This is a genomic window from Micromonospora sp. H33 (genome assembly GCF_052068455.1).
Taxonomy (GTDB): Bacteria; Actinomycetota; Actinomycetes; order Mycobacteriales; family Micromonosporaceae; genus Micromonospora.
The window spans coordinates 107,781-120,862 of record NZ_JBQHDE010000009.1 but is presented as its reverse complement, the minus strand read 5'-3'; the positions used below and the strand labels follow the sequence as shown (position 1 = coordinate 120,862).

The following is a 13,082-nucleotide window of genomic DNA, read 5'->3' as shown; positions in this document are numbered from 1 at the left end:
TTGGCTGTCGTACGCCTGAGGCAGGATGTGCGCCATGACGACACACCACCCGAGCCCCCGGCGCCTGGTCTACGGCAGCTTGAACCCGATCGGCGGCTGAGCATGCCCGTCATCGACAAGGTCGCCTGGATCCGGTTGGAGAACGGCGCGATCCTCAGTTCCCGCTCCCGCGGCAAGGACGTCTACTACCTCCCCGGCGGGAAGCGCGAACCCGGCGAGAGCGACCTCGACACCCTCACCCGCGAGATCCGTGAAGAACTGAGCGTCGCCATCGTCCCCGAGAGCGCCGAACACCTGGGGACGTTCCACGCCCAGGCGCACGGGCACGCTGCCGGCACGACCGTGCGGATGACCTGCTACACCGCCGACTACCGGGGCATCCTCGAACCGGACAGCGAGATCGAGGAGATCGCCTGGCTCACCTACCGCGACCGCCAGCGCGTCTCCCCGGTCGACCAACTCATCTTCGACCACCTGAAGGAGACGGCCCGTCTACGCTGACGCGACCCGTCGATCGGCCCGCCCCGCCCTGAACGGTAGCCACCCGCCTCGCTCGGGAAGTTCGGCGGTCACAGGTTGTGGCGGTCGTCCGCCGGCAGGCGGGGCGGCTCCTGGGGCTCTGCGGACTGGTCGGGCTGACCGAGCTGCGCGACATGGGTCGGGTCGAGGACCCGGGAGAGGAACGAGCGGGTCCGTTCGTGCCGCGGCGCGCCGAGCACCTCCTGCGGCGGCCCCTGCTCGACCACCACACCGCCGTCCATGAACACGACGCGGTCGGCGACGTCCCGGGCGAACGCCATCTCGTGGGTGACCACCATCATCGTCATGCCGTCCTCGGCCAGCTTGCGCATGACGGTGAGCACGTCGCCGACGAGTTCCGGATCGAGTGCGGAGGTCGGCTCGTCGAAGAGCATCAGCTTGGGGTCCATCGACAGCGAGCGGGCGATCGCCGCCCGCTGCTGCTGCCCGCCGGAGAGCTGCGCCGGGAACGCCTTCGCCTTGTCGGCCAGGCCGACCCGCTCCAGGTTGTCCCGCGCGATCCGCTCGGCCTCGGCGCGGCCGCGCCGGAGCACCCGGCGCTGGGCGATGGTGAGGTTGTCCAGCACGGTCAGGTGCGGGAACAGGTTGAACGACTGGAAGACCATGCCGATGCCGCGGCGGACCGAGTCGATCTCGACGTCCGGGTCGGTCATCTCGATACCGTTGACCCAGATCTTGCCGGCGGTCGGCTCCTCGAGCAGGTTGACGCAGCGCAGCAGCGTCGACTTGCCGGAGCCGGACGGCCCGATGACACAGACCACCTCGCCGTGGCCGACCTCGAAGTCGATGCCCTTGAGCACTTCGAGCGGGCCGAAGGACTTGTGCAGGTCGCGGATCTCGACTGCGGGCCGGGATTGGGTAGTCGTCATGTGGATCACCGAGCCTTGGCGTAGCGGAGTTCGAGGCGTCGTACCACCTGGGACAGGGGCAGGGTGATGATCAGGTAGGTGAAGCCGGCCACCAGCAGCGGGGTGGCGTTCACCCGGTCGTTCAGCGTGTCCCGACCGAATTTGGTGATCTCGATGGTCGACGCCGTCACGCCGAGCACGTAGGCGAGCGACGAGTCCTTGGTGAGCAGGATGAGCTCGTTCGTCAGCGGCGGGATCACGACCCGGAACGCCTGCGGGATGACGATGGTGCGCATCGCGGTGAAGTGCGACATGCCGAGGGTGCGCGCCGCCTCCATCTGCCCCTTCGGCACGGCCTGGATGCCGGCCCGGATGGTCTCGGCCATGTACGCGGCGGCGGTCAACCCGAGACCGATCGCGATCGAGCCGAACACGCCGCCCGGGATCTCCCGCTCCGGGAAGGCGATGGGAATGCCGTACCCGACGAGGAAGAGCACCAGCAGCGCGGGCAGACCGCGGAACAGCTCGATGTACGCCGTGGCCAGCCAGCGGTACGGGGCCACGCGGGACAGGCGCATCAGCGCGAGAAGGGTGCCGAACACGAGGCCGAAGGCGAACGCACCCAACGTGTAGAGGATCGTGTTGCGCAGCGCGACGGTGATGATCGTCGGGAACATCGACTCGATGATGTCGACGCGGAAGAACGCCTCTCGCAGCCTGCCCCAGTCGGCGGCGTAGACCACCACGGCGATGACGGCGACAAACGCCAGGTACTGGAGCCAGAGGGACAGCCGCTCTCGCTGGCGGCGTCGCAGCTTCACAGTTGGATGCTCCTTGCCCACGCGGAGGGCGCGCGACGGGCGCGCGCCCTCCTGCCACGAGTGTCGATCACTTGGCCGGCTGCTTGCCGATCCACTTCTCGTAGATCTTGTCGTAGGTGCCGTCCTGCTTGGCCTTGGCCAGCACCTCGTTGATCTTCTTGAGCAGCTCCGGGTTGCCGTCCTTCTTCACCGAGAACCCGTACTGCTCGCCGGTGTCGAACTCCGCGGTCACCTCGAACCCGCCCGGGTTCTCCTTGATGTACTCGGTCCAGACCGGCAGGTCGTTGATGGCGGCCTCGACCTGGCCGTTGGCGAGGGCCTGCTGCAGGGCGGCGAGGTCCTCGAACTCCACGAGCTGGAGGCCCTTCTCCTGCTCGAACTTCTTGGCGTAGTCACGGCCCGTGGTCGACGCCTGGATGCCGAGCTTCTTGCCCTTGAGGTCGTCGAACGACTTGTACGGCTTGCCGGTCTTGACCAGCATCGCCTGCGTTGCGTCGAAGTACGGATCGGAGAAGTTCATCACCTTCTGCCGTTCCTCGGTGATCGTCATGCCGGCGGCGGCCGCGTCGCACTTGCCCGTGTTCAGATCCTGGCCGGACTTGATGCCCTCGAACGGGGTGTCGACGATCGTCTGCTCGACGCCCAGCTCCTTGGCGACCAGGTCCATCACGTCGACGTCGAACCCGACCACCTTGCCGCTGGCGTCCTTCGACTGGAACGGCGCGTACGGCAGGTGGGTGCAGACGGTCAGCTTGCCCTTGTCGATGAGCTTGACCCCGCCCGCCTGAACCTCGCCCTCATCCTTCTTGGCGCATCCGGCGCTCAGGGCGAGGGCGGCGATCGCCACGATGAGTCCTGTCTTGCGGACTGCGCTATGGAAAGTCACGCTGCGTCCCCTCCGATTCAGCCCCCGTACGACGGGCAGCCAGGGTTGTGCGAAAACGGTGCGACAAGGGACGGTACCTGATCGGCGGAGCCTTACCAAGATCACAGCGGGGGTTGAATCGAGCCTGCAACCGTCACGGTCAGTAAACCCGGATACTCGGCCCGCAACCGGACGACAGGAGACGCCGGGAGGCCGGGTCAGCCGGGTTCGCGGGAACCTCGCCGGGCACCCCTGCTGCCGCCGAAGGCCGCCCGATCCGAAGGCGTGCGCGACGACCTTCGGCGGCACGTCCGGACGTTCGCGCAGGTGAGCGCTTTGACAGACGCGTTAGTCATGGCTAACGTGTTTCTGGTGATCGACGCGTTGTCTGCCGCTGCTGAACCCACCCGGCGACGCATCCTGCAGCTGCTCGCGTCGCAACCCCGCACGGTGAGCAGCATCGCGGCGGAGTTCACGGTCACCCGGTCGGCGATCTCCCAGCACCTGTTGTTGCTGGCGGAGGTCGGCCTGGTGGAGGCCGAGAAGGTCGGCCGGGAGCGCATCTACCGCGTCGTTCCGGAGGGACTCCGCAAGCTGCAGGCCGAGATCGACCGATTCTGGACCGCCGAGCTCGACCAGTTGGTCACCGACGCACACGCCCTGAAGTCTCAACGGACCGAGAGAGACCGCTGATGTTCACCAAGACCGTCATCCTTCCCGTCGACATCGACGACGCATTCGCCCTCATCACCGAGCCGGAGCGGCTGCGCCGCTGGCAGACGGTGTCGGCCCGCGTCGACCTGCGCGTGGGCGGTGAGTACCGCTGGACCATCACCCCCGGCCACGTGGCGGCCGGCACCTTCCGAGAGGTCGAGCCCGGCAAGCGGGTCGTGTTCGGCTGGGGTTGGGAAGGCAACCCGGACCTTGCCCCCGACACCTCGACCGTCTCAATCACCTTGGAACCGGTCGCCAACGGCACGCAGGTCACCCTCACCCACGAGGGGCTGACCGACGAGCAGGCAGCGATGCACGCCGAGGGCTGGAACCACTACCTCGGCCGGCTCGAGAAGGCCGCCGTCGCCGGGGACGCCGGCCCCGACGAGTGGTCCGCCGCTCCCGAACGGCTCGACGAACTGTCCGCCGCCGACGCCACCCTGGCCGTGCTCCAGACGGTCCTGCGCCAGCTGGCCGCCGAGGACCGCCCCAAGCAGACCCCGTGCGCCGAATTCACCTGCCACGACCTCGCCGAGCACCTGTTCGGCTCCATGGTCGCCTTCGGCGCGTTGGCCGGCGTCAAGGTCGTGAACCCCGAGACGGGTTCGCTGGAGAACCGGATTGCCACCATGGCGGCGCAGGCCATCGAGGGATGGCGCGCCCGCGGTCTCGACGGCACCGTCCCCGCCCCCGGCGGCGGCGAGATGCCGGCCAGGTTCGCGGCGAGCATCATGCCGGTGGAGTTCCTGTTGCACGCGTGGGACATGGCCCAGGGCAGCGGCACTCCCCTGGTCGTCAGTGACGAGGTCGTGGCCTACGTCCACAAGCTCGCCGAGCAGCTCGTCCCCGGCGGCCGCGGTTCCTCGTTCGCCGACGAGGTCACCCCGTCCGCCGATGCCGACCCGATGGAGCGGCTCGCCGCGTACGCCGGCCGCCGCCCCGTCGCTGCCTGATCGGATCCGACGATGCAGATGCCCAAGCCCACCGAGGCTGACAAGCAGTTCTTCCGCTCCCTCATCCCCGAGGCACCGGGGGTCGAGGTCAAACCGATGTTCGGCAACCTCGGCGCGTTCCTGAACGGCAACATGTTCGCCGGACTGTTCGGCTCGTCGATCGGCGTCAAGCTCGCCGCCGACGACCTGGCCGAGCTCGCAACCATCGAGGGTGCGGAACCGTTCGGCCCAGCCGAGCGGCCGATGGGTGGATACCTGTCCCTGCCATCGTCGTTCACCGCCGAACAGGCGAGCCTGTGGGTCAACAAAGCGCAGGCGTACGTCGCGACGCTGCCACCCAAGCTCAAGAAGAAATAACGCCTGCGTCGGCCCAGGGAACGATCAGCGTCCGAGCGCCTCCCGGGCGGCGGAGGAGCTTGCTGGCACCACCCGGCCAGCGGTGGCCGAGACGGCGTTGCGTACCTCGTCCGCCAGTCGCGCCGAGCTTCCACCCGCGGCCCGCAGCTGCTCCAGACCCAGCCGGCCGAGGAAGGCGGCAGCGACGAGGTATCCGGCGGTCAAGCCCGAGGAGGCCAGCCGCCGGGGCAGGAACGTCTCCAGGATGCGCAGCACGGTCGTCGAGGCCGCCCCTGCTCCCAGCACCAGACAGCCTCCGGCCGTAGCGAGCAGCCCGAAGCCGACTCCGGCGGGCAGGGCGGCGTTGGCCAGCTGTTGGCGGATCGCCCGCACCTCCTCGCGGACCACATCTGCCAGGTCCGCTGCCAAGCGCTCGCTGGGACTGCCCGTCGTCGCGCCCCGTCCAGGCCGGTCTGCCGCCTCTTCACTCATCGCGCATTCCCTCCTCGCGATCGAGCCACCCGCGTACCCCAGAGTCCAGCGGCCACACCCCCTAAATCTGGCCCTGCTGGTTCTCGATCCAGCTGTGTGGCACTGGTAGAGCACGTGGCGCCCGCTGCGCCAGCACCGCCGGGGACCGAGCGCGCCCAGCGATTCTGCCGTGTGGCGCGGCCGGTTCAGGGAGTTGTTGCCGCTGGTGACGGCGACGGTGACTGGCTACCTGGGTCACCGGTCGGCTCCGGTGTAGGTTCGGCCGTCGGCGCGGAGGTGCGGGCGGTGGCTGACGGCGTCGCGCCAGATCCGTTGCTCGACGGTCCCGAGGCAGGTTCGGAGGCGCGGGCAGCGGGCGTGGTGAGGTCCGGATCAGGCCGTACGCTCCGCGCCCCGCTCGGAGTGTTCGCAGGGCCACCCCCGCCGGAGTCTGGCTGGGACGTGACGACGGAGGGCGATGGCACACCGGACGGACCAGGCGACCATCCGGTTCGATCAGCGAGCACCGCGGCAGCCGCCGCGGTGGCCAGAAGGGCGAGCACGACGGCGGTGATTCCACGCCACGCGCCGATCCCTCGGCCAGGCCGGCGAGCCATGTTCGGTGACTGAGTCGCGAGACGGGCGGCTTCCGGTGCGGCCGGAGCCACCGCTGCGAGCGCGGGGGCCGTCGGCGAACCGGGCGAGCCGGCGACCGCCTCTGCGGTGGCGGCCATCGCTGCGGCGGTCGGGAACCGATGATCAGGGTCCTTGGCCAGCGCGGTGGCGACGAGGTCGCGCACGGCCGTCGGGACATCGTCGGGCAGCGGGGGCGGCTCCTCGTCAAGGCGGCGCAGGGCCACGACGACGGGGTTCTCGCCCGGGAATGGCGGATGGCCAGCGAGGCAGTGATATGCCACCGCCCCCAGGGCATAGATGTCTGCGGCCGGAGTGATCGCTTTCTCGGACAGTTGCTCTGGCGCCATGTACAGGACGGTGCCCACAACCTGGTTCGCCGCCGTCAAACTCGTCGCTTCCGGAGAGTGCGCGATACCGAAGTCGACGAGAACGACGTGTCCATCCGGTTCAATGATCAGATTGCCCGGCTTCACGTCGCGGTGGACCACGCCGACGTCGTGAGCAGCCTGCAGGGCGCGGGCGGTCTGCGCCACGATCGACAGCGTCTCGGCGGTACCCAGCCGACCGAGCTCAGCGATGCGCTCCGACAACGGCTGCCCCTGCACGTAGGCCATCACGATGTAGGCGAGCCCGGGCGCTCCGGGCAGGGGCGCTTCGCCGTAGTCGTAGACCTCCGCGACACCCGGATGCCGCAACGCGGCCATGGCCCGCGCCTCCCGCCGGAAACGCTCGCCGGCGCTGGCCTCCTCGATGAACCGCGTGTGCAACATCTTGACGGCCACCGTCCGGTTCAGCGTCTCGTCGACAGCGCGCCACACCTCGCCCATGCCGCCGGCAGCGATCCGATCGACCAGGCGATAGCGGTCTCCGATCAGGTCCCCCACGTCCGGCATCCGATTCCCGTACCCACGGAGCTTCTCTCCTACGCCCCAGCCCCGGCGGCGGGCGCCCGGCGGGCATCGCGACCGGTACGCGCGGTGGGTCTGCGGGTCCGTCTCCCCGGGCCCGATCGACCCTTGTAGTAAAGCTTCTTGACGGCTGGCTGCTCCGTAGCTAAGTTTCAGCCAATCGGACAGAGAGGTCATCGTCTATGAAGGCCCGACTCGTCACCACGACCGTCCTGGCAGCCACCTTGGCGACCACCCTCGCGCCCCTTCCCGTCCAGGCTTCCGCCGCAGTTGTGCATTCGTCCGCAGGCGAGCACGGCTGGGTCACCTCGACGTTGCGGCACATGAGCCTGGAGCAGAAGGTCGGCCAGCTCTTCGCCACCTACGTCTACGGCAGCGACGCCACCGAGCCCACGGCCGCCGACCGGGCCGCCAACCGGGCCGCGTTCGGCGTCGAGACGCCGGCCGAGGTCGTCGACGAGTTCCACCTCGGCGGCGTGTGCTACTTCTCCTGGTCTCACAACCTGGACAGTCCCCGCCAGATCGCCACCCTCTCCAACGGACTCCAGCGGGCAGCCCTCGGCGAAGGCAGCAAGGGCCGCGTACCGCTGCTCATCTCCACCGACCAGGAGCAGGGCGTGGTGCTACGGATGCCCGCCCCCGCCGCGCAGTTCCCCGGGGCGATGGCCCTGGGCGCCGGCCGGTCACCGGCGGCCGCGGAGACGGCGGCGCTGATCACCGGGCGGGAGCTGCGCGCGGTCGGCATCCACCAGCCGTACGCGCCGATCGCCGACGTCAACGTCAATCCGGCGAACCCGGTGATCGGCGTACGCGCTTTCGGCGCCGATCCCACCCTGGTGGCCGAGCTCACCGCCGCCCAGGTCACCGGGTTCCAGGACGGCGCCGGCGTGACCGCGGTCGCCAAGCACTTCCCGGGCCACGGCGACACCGACAACGACAGCCACACCAACCTGCCGGTGATCAACCACACCCGCGAGGAGTGGGACCGGATCGACGCGCCGCCGTTCCGGCGGGCGATCAGCGCGGGCGTGGAATCGATCATGACCGCCCACATCATGGTGCCCGCGCTGGACCCGTCCGGGGACCCGGCGACGTTGTCGCCGAGGATCCTCACCGGCGTGCTGCGGGGCGAGCTCGGCTTCCGCGGAGTCATCGTCACCGACGCGCTCAACATGGCCGGCGTGCGGCAGAAGTACGGGGACGAGCGGGTGCCCGTGCTGGCGCTCAAGGCCGGCGCCGACCAGCTCCTGATGCCGCCGAACCTGCGGCTGGCGCGGGACGCGGTGCTGCGGGCCGTCGCCAGCGGCGAGCTGACCGAGGGGCGCATCGACGAGTCGGTCCGGCGGATCCTCGCCCTGAAGTACCGGCAGGGCCTGGCCCGGTCGCCGATGGTCGACGTCGAGGAGGCGGTACGCACGGTCGGCGCGCCGCAACACCTGGCCGCCGTCGCCCAGGTCACCGACCCGACCCTCACCGCGGTCCGCAACGACGCCGGGCTGCTGCCGCTGGCCCGCGCGGACCGGTCGGTGCTGGTCACCGGTTGGAACAGCGCCGCCTTCGCCCCGGTCGCCACCGTCGCCGCCGGGTTCACCGCCCGCGGCGCCCGAGCCACCGCCCGGCCCGCCACCCTCCCCTCCGACCAGACGATCGCCGCGACGGCCGCCGCAGCGGACCAGCACGACCTCACCGTCGTGCTGGTGAACAAGGCGTGGGACACGACGGTCACCGACCCGCGGGCCACCCAGCAGCGTCTCGTCGCGGCGCTGCTCAGCACCGGCAAACCCGTCGTCGTGGTGGCGGTCCGGGACCCGTACGACATCGCGTACCTGCCGGGCGTGACCACCTACCTGGCGACCTACTCGTACACCCGGGCGGCGATGGACGCGCTCGTCCGCGCGCTGCACGGCGAGCTGTCCCCCCGCGGACGCCTGCCGGTCACGATTCCCACCGCCGACGGCGGCACCGACCTGTACCCCTACGGCCACGGCCTGACCTGGTAGGAGGGACGATGAAGGCTTCGCTCCGAACCTTCGCTCTCGGCACCGCCGTGACCGTCCTGGTCACGGCGGCGCCGGCCGGGCCGGCGGCCGCCGCCGCGCAGCCGCCGGCGGACTCCGGACCGCCGGCCGTCACCCCGGCCGACATCCACTTCCGGCACGACACGCTGCGGCGCGGCGACGCCCGCCAGGTCGGCCTGCTCCCCGAGCACGTGGATCGCCTGCCCGCCGACCTGGCGGCATACCTGGCGCCGACGCCCGACCACCCCGGCCACCCCACGTACGCGGGCGCCGTGGCCCTGGCGGCCAAGGACGGCGTGATCGTGCAGCAGGCCGCGGTGGGAACGGCGGTGCGGTACGCCGCCGTCGGACCGCCGCCCGGGCTGGTAGGGGTGGAGCTCCCCGCCGACCAGCAGATCCCGACGCGACCGGACACCATCTTCGACCTGGCGTCGATCTCGAAGCTGTTCACCACCATCGTCACAATGCAGCAGGTCGAACGGGGGCGGGTAGACCTGGACGCCCCGGTCGCCCGCTACATCCCCGAGTTCGCGGCCGGCGGCAAGGCGGCGGTCACCGTACGGATGCTGCTCACCCACACCTCAGGCCTGCCCGCCTTCACAGCACTGTGGAGCCGGTACCCGACGCCGGCCGAGCGGTTCGCCGCCACACTCGCCACGCCGCTCACGCCGGGGGCGACGCCCGGCACGCGGTACGTGTACTCCGATCTCGGGCTGATCGCGCTCGGCGTACTGGTGGAACGGGTGACCGGGCGAGGGTTGGCCGAGCTGGTCCGCGACGGCGTCACCGAGCCGCTGGGCATGACCGACACCGGCTACAACCCGGCCCCCGAGCTGCGGTCGCGGATCGCCGCGACCGAGTACCAGCCGTACGCCGGGCGCGGCATGGTCTGGGGCGAGGTGCACGACGAGAACGCCTGGTCCCTCGGCGGCGTGGCCGGGCACGCCGGGGTCTTCTCCACCGCGGCCGACCTGGCTGTGCTCTGCCAGTCACTGCTCAATGGCGGCGAGTACCGCGGACGCCGGATCCTGCAGGCGGACACCGTCCGGGCGATGCTGGTCAACTACAACGCGCCGCTGGAGCAGGCCTACCCGGAAAGCGATCGCGGGCTGGGCTTCGAGCTCAACAAGCACTGGTACATGATGGGGCTCTCCTCCCCCGTGGCGTTCGGCCACACCGGCTTCACCGGCACGTCGATCGTCATCGACCCGCTCTCCCACTCCTTCCTCATCCTGCTCAGCAACCGGGTGCACCCCGACCGCGGCTGGGGCAGCAACAACGTCGCCCGGCGGGCGGTCGCGCGCGACCTCGCCGAGGCGATGCCGGTGCGTCCACGGTCGGGCGAGGCCTGGCGGGCCGACCCTCGCGATTCCGCGACGGTCACCCTCACCGCCCCGCTGCGCCGTGCGGCGCACGGCGGAAAGGCGAGCTTCCTGCTCTGGTACGACACCGAGCCGCGCTACGACAGCGCCCGGCTCGAGGTCTCCACGGACGGAGGCTCGACCTGGGTACCGGCGCGGATGCTGCTGCGCCACGGCGACCGGCGGTGGACCAGCGACGGGATGGTCACCGGCTACGGCGGACGGGTCTGGTGGAAGGTCTCGGTGGAGCTGCCCGACCAGGCGACCCACCTGCGATGGAGCAGCACCACCGACGGCTCCGGCCGAGGTCGTGGCGTCTACGTCGACCAGATCGTCGCGACGGACCGGAACGGGCTGCTCTTCCACGGCGAGGGCGGCGACGCCGCACGACTCGTCGCCGACGGGTGGTCCCCCGCCCGCTCCTGAGGTTGCCAGTGCTCCCGCCCCCCTGCCCCAGCCACTACCGGTGCAGGCGGCGGGAGCACTCGCCGTCGTGGCCGTCGCGGAGCACGAGCGGGTGGGGTACGGGTTGCCGATCGCGTCGATCCGCAGGTCGAGCCGCCCGGACGGTCGTGGCCGGGGCCTTGCCGAGCTTCCCTGATCGGCGTAGGAAGGAGACCACGGCGTGACCCGTACACCGGCTCGGCAATCGTGATCTGGAACAGCGGTGCGGCGTACGCGCCGCCGCCGACGAACCTCGCCCCGGCCGGGCGGGAGTCCGGCGACGACTCGCACGAGTTCCCGCGCGCCCAGCCCGGCGCCCAGCAGCAGAAGGCGATGCTCACCGGCAAGGTCATCGACGTCTGCGCGGGACCGCCCTGCCCCTGACGCGGCGACACCGGCCGCGCCGGGCGGGCGCGGCCGGTGTCCTCGATGGTGCGGACGGCGGCGGCGGTTCCCGCCCATCCGGTCTCCGGACGGGCGGGAACCGGGTCGTCTACAACTGGATGAGACGGGTCAGGTCCACCTCGGCGATCGCGCCGGCGCGGACCTGGGCGACCGCGACCGGCTGGCCGACGACGCCGTTGGGCAGATCGACCTGCACCAGATAGGTCCCGGGACGCAGATGCACGAAGCCGAACCAGCCGTCGCCGTCGGTAGGCCGGGTGATCGGCTCACCGCCGGTGGTCAGCGGCCGCAGGGTGACGGTCGCCTGATCCAGCGGCGCGCCGGTGCGCAGCGCGACGCGGCCGGACACGTGCCCCTCGGTGGGGGCCGCCTTCCACGGCATCACCGGCACCGCCACCTCGTTGGCGAACGGGGCGTCCGGCCCGGTGGTCAGCGCCTGGGCCAGCCTGTCCCGCTCGGCATTGCGGAAGGACAGCGGCTGGTTGACTCCGGCGCGGGTCGGATTGGCGTACGAGTAGCCGCTCCAGCCGGCGGCGGTGTTGCCCGCCGCGGTGGGGGCGAGCGCCCGGCGCACCTGCTCGACGCTGTCGGGGATGTCGTTGAGGTACAGGGCCGGCCCGATCACCGCCTGTCGGTCGCCCTGCCAGTCGGCGAGCACCTCTGTCCACTCGTCGTACATCTGCTTCTGGTCGGGCATCCAGTTGCGCTTGTAGTTCATGGCGACGACCGTGTCCATGATCCCCTCGGCCATCCAGCCCTTCCAGTCCTGCAACACCTCGGCGTAGGGCCGGGTCTTCTCCCAGCCGCCCATGGTCTGCGGCCCGAAGCTGTAGGTGATGCCGTCCATCGACAGGCGCGCCTGCGGATCCACCTCCCACATGCCGAGGTAGATCTTGCGGACCAGGTTGGTCATCTGGGTGCGCCGCCAGTCCGAGAACTGCGGGTCGGAGGGTAGCGGTGTGTCGGTGCGGCCGGTGGCGGCGCGGAAGCGGGCCAGCGAGGTCTCGCTGTAGCCCCAGTCGCTGTGCGTGGTGGTGGAGTTGAAGTCGGGGTAGCGCACGTAGTCGAGGTTGACGCCGTCGACGTCGTACTCACGCACGATGCTCTGGATCGCCGAGACGATGTAGTTGACCGCGCCCGGGTTGGCAGGGTCCATGTAGGCGTTGGCGCCCATGAGTTCCAGGCCGTCGTAGCGCTTGTTGAGCCAGCGGTCAGGCCCGGTGGCCGACCGGCCGTGTTTGTTGAAGACATGCTCGGGTGAGGAGTGTGGCGTGGCTGAGTTCCACATCGTGTTGACGTTGACCCAGGCATGCACCTCCATGCCCGCCGCGTGCCCCTGCGCGATCATCTCGTCCAGCGGGTCGTAGGGCCGTGGTGCGATAGCTGCGTCGGTGCGCGGGTAGAGCGCCCGGTTGCAGAAGCAGTCATAGCGCCGGGCGATTTGGACGATCAGTGCGTTGGCGTTGATCTTCTTCGCGTCCTGCACGAGCCTGGTGACCTGTGCGGGGGTGTAGATGCCCTCGTTGAACGCGTCGACCCAGTAGCTGCGCCACTGCTGGGTGGGTTCCGTTTCCGGGTTCGCGTTCGCGGGGGTGGCCATGCTTAGCGCGAGGACGGTGGCGGTCAGGACGGCTAGCACTCGTCTTTTCATGTGCCCTCCATGCCGGAAGGTGCGCTGAAGAATATCTGCATCGATTGCAGTAAAGGCGAAGGTAAACTACGGCGGGCTTCGGGGGCAAGGGACCGGGACGCGCCGGCGCTC

The 13,082-nt window shown here is 70.3% G+C and carries 13 protein-coding genes; 7 read left to right on the top strand and 6 right to left on the bottom strand.

Going from position 1 to position 13,082, the window contains the following annotated elements:
• The first annotated feature begins 102 nt into the window (after positions 1–102).
• Positions 103–501, top strand: coding sequence for an NUDIX hydrolase (locus ACTMS0_RS20275; protein ID WP_441156798.1), 399 nt, complete (start codon positions 103–105; stop codon positions 499–501).
• Positions 502–569: 68 nt separating this feature from the next.
• On the opposite strand, the gene ACTMS0_RS20270 is transcribed toward ACTMS0_RS20275, so the two are convergent.
• The 3 genes from ACTMS0_RS20270 to ACTMS0_RS20260 all read right to left on the bottom strand — a co-directional run bounded on the left by ACTMS0_RS20270 (position 570) and on the right by ACTMS0_RS20260 (position 3,056).
• Complete coding sequence (locus ACTMS0_RS20270; RefSeq protein WP_441156797.1) at positions 570–1,409, bottom strand: amino acid ABC transporter ATP-binding protein; 840 nt, start codon at positions 1,407–1,409, stop codon at positions 570–572.
• A gap of 5 nt (positions 1,410–1,414) precedes the next feature.
• Positions 1,415–2,209: an amino acid ABC transporter permease gene (locus tag ACTMS0_RS20265; protein WP_441156796.1), complete on the bottom strand. Its 795-nt coding sequence runs from the start codon at positions 2,207–2,209 to the stop codon at positions 1,415–1,417.
• A gap of 67 nt (positions 2,210–2,276) precedes the next feature.
• Positions 2,277–3,056, bottom strand: a complete 780-nt coding sequence (locus ACTMS0_RS20260) for a basic amino acid ABC transporter substrate-binding protein (protein WP_441156795.1) — start codon at positions 3,054–3,056, stop codon at positions 2,277–2,279.
• Between the two features lie 390 nt (positions 3,057–3,446).
• On the opposite strand from ACTMS0_RS20260, the gene ACTMS0_RS20255 reads away from it, so the two are divergent.
• The 3 genes from ACTMS0_RS20255 to ACTMS0_RS20245 are packed head-to-tail and all read left to right on the top strand — an operon-like array spanning position 3,447 to position 5,098.
• On the top strand, positions 3,447–3,767 hold the full coding sequence (locus ACTMS0_RS20255; protein ID WP_441156794.1) for an ArsR/SmtB family transcription factor: 321 nt from the start codon (positions 3,447–3,449) through the stop codon (positions 3,765–3,767).
• Positions 3,767–4,741, top strand: coding sequence for a TIGR03086 family metal-binding protein (locus ACTMS0_RS20250; protein ID WP_441156793.1), 975 nt, complete (start codon positions 3,767–3,769; stop codon positions 4,739–4,741). The genes ACTMS0_RS20255 and ACTMS0_RS20250 overlap by 1 nt, the downstream gene beginning before the upstream one ends.
• A 12-nt stretch (positions 4,742–4,753) precedes the next feature.
• Entirely contained in the window at positions 4,754–5,098 is a 345-nt protein-coding gene (locus ACTMS0_RS20245) for a TfoX/Sxy family protein (protein WP_441156792.1), read from the top strand.
• A gap of 24 nt (positions 5,099–5,122) precedes the next feature.
• Here the strand turns inward: ACTMS0_RS20245 and ACTMS0_RS20240 are convergent, their stop codons facing one another.
• Together ACTMS0_RS20240 and ACTMS0_RS20235 are read right to left on the bottom strand one after the other, a co-directional pair.
• Positions 5,123–5,506: a phage holin family protein gene (locus tag ACTMS0_RS20240; RefSeq protein ID WP_441156791.1), complete on the bottom strand. Its 384-nt coding sequence runs from the start codon at positions 5,504–5,506 to the stop codon at positions 5,123–5,125.
• 248 nt (positions 5,507–5,754) lie between these two features.
• Positions 5,755–7,068: a protein kinase domain-containing protein gene (locus tag ACTMS0_RS20235; protein ID WP_441156790.1), complete on the bottom strand. Its 1,314-nt coding sequence runs from the start codon at positions 7,066–7,068 to the stop codon at positions 5,755–5,757.
• A 347-nt stretch (positions 7,069–7,415) separates the two neighbouring features.
• On the opposite strand from ACTMS0_RS20235, the gene ACTMS0_RS20230 reads away from it, so the two are divergent.
• From ACTMS0_RS20230 to ACTMS0_RS20220, 3 genes are all read left to right on the top strand, one after another.
• Positions 7,416–9,092 carry a glycoside hydrolase family 3 protein gene (locus ACTMS0_RS20230; protein WP_441156789.1) on the top strand — a complete coding sequence of 559 codons (1,677 nt, stop codon included), beginning with the start codon at positions 7,416–7,418 and terminating at the stop codon, positions 9,090–9,092.
• Positions 9,093–9,100: 8 nt separating this feature from the next.
• Positions 9,101–10,897 carry a serine hydrolase gene (locus tag ACTMS0_RS20225; RefSeq protein WP_441156788.1) on the top strand — a complete coding sequence of 599 codons (1,797 nt, stop codon included), beginning with the start codon at positions 9,101–9,103 and terminating at the stop codon, positions 10,895–10,897.
• A 225-nt stretch (positions 10,898–11,122) separates the two neighbouring features.
• Positions 11,123–11,299 carry a hypothetical protein gene (locus tag ACTMS0_RS20220; protein ID WP_441156787.1) on the top strand — a complete coding sequence of 59 codons (177 nt, stop codon included), beginning with the start codon at positions 11,123–11,125 and terminating at the stop codon, positions 11,297–11,299.
• A 109-nt stretch (positions 11,300–11,408) separates the two neighbouring features.
• Here ACTMS0_RS20220 and ACTMS0_RS20215 read toward each other — a convergent pair whose 3' ends face one another.
• Positions 11,409–12,971 (bottom strand): family 10 glycosylhydrolase, encoded by a 1,563-nt coding sequence (locus ACTMS0_RS20215; protein WP_441156786.1) that lies wholly within the window; start codon positions 12,969–12,971, stop codon positions 11,409–11,411.
• Positions 12,972–13,082: the final 111 nt, after the last annotated feature.

Excerpts from the sequence above, each read along its gene's own strand:
- ACTMS0_RS20230 (WP_441156789.1), top strand. The coding sequence starts at position 7,416 with ATGAGCCTGGAGCAGAAGGTCGGCCAGCTCTTCGCCACCTACGTCTAC.
- ACTMS0_RS20225 (WP_441156788.1), top strand. The coding sequence starts at position 9,101 with ATGAAGGCTTCGCTCCGAACCTTCGCTCTCGGCACCGCCGTGACCGTC.
- ACTMS0_RS20270 (WP_441156797.1), bottom strand. The coding sequence starts at position 1,409 with ATGACGACTACCCAATCCCGGCCCGCAGTCGAGATCCGCGACCTGCAC.
- ACTMS0_RS20245 (WP_441156792.1), top strand. The coding sequence starts at position 4,754 with ATGCAGATGCCCAAGCCCACCGAGGCTGACAAGCAGTTCTTCCGCTCC.
- ACTMS0_RS20215 (WP_441156786.1), bottom strand. The coding sequence starts at position 12,971 with ATGAAAAGACGAGTGCTAGCCGTCCTGACCGCCACCGTCCTCGCGCTA.
- ACTMS0_RS20275 (WP_441156798.1), top strand. The coding sequence starts at position 103 with ATGCCCGTCATCGACAAGGTCGCCTGGATCCGGTTGGAGAACGGCGCG.
- ACTMS0_RS20250 (WP_441156793.1), top strand. The coding sequence starts at position 3,767 with ATGTTCACCAAGACCGTCATCCTTCCCGTCGACATCGACGACGCATTC.